At 38.9% G+C, this 440-nt stretch carries 1 pseudogene; it reads left to right on the top strand.

Going from position 1 to position 440, the window contains the following annotated elements:
• Positions 1-61: 61 nt before the first annotated feature.
• Positions 62-440, top strand: a pseudogene (locus HC175_RS18845) (CDP-glycerol glycerophosphotransferase); the annotation flags it as partial.

Below are 440 nucleotides of genomic sequence, written 5' to 3'. Positions count from 1 at the left end.
CAGAATAAGGGGATTTTTCGACCTTTATTGCACTCACGGCCCTTCAACAACCGAAATTTTTATGGAACTAAAAAAGGAGCATAAATACTTTGAAGTAAGGGAAACAGGCTGGCCTAAACTCGATCCGCTTTTTCCGGTACGGGATGAACCGCGAGAAAGACCATGCATCTTAATTGCTTCTACTTTCACTAAGAAACTTAGTCTTGCACATAATGATGAACTCATAGAAGAAATTAGCCGGCTTTCAAAATTGGGGAAATGGGAATTTAAAGTGGTGCTACATCCCAAGCTTGAGGAAGGAAGAGTAAAGAAGTTCACAGAGATTCAAAATAAAAATCTTACCTATTATGAAACAACCAATCTCATTCCTCTTTTTAGGAAAGCAGATGTTTTGTTGGCAGATTCCACCTCGGTCATTACTGAATTCTTACTGCAGGAAA

Source organism: Salinimicrobium oceani, assembly GCF_012037645.1.
This window is presented reverse-complemented; position numbering and strand designations above follow the sequence as displayed.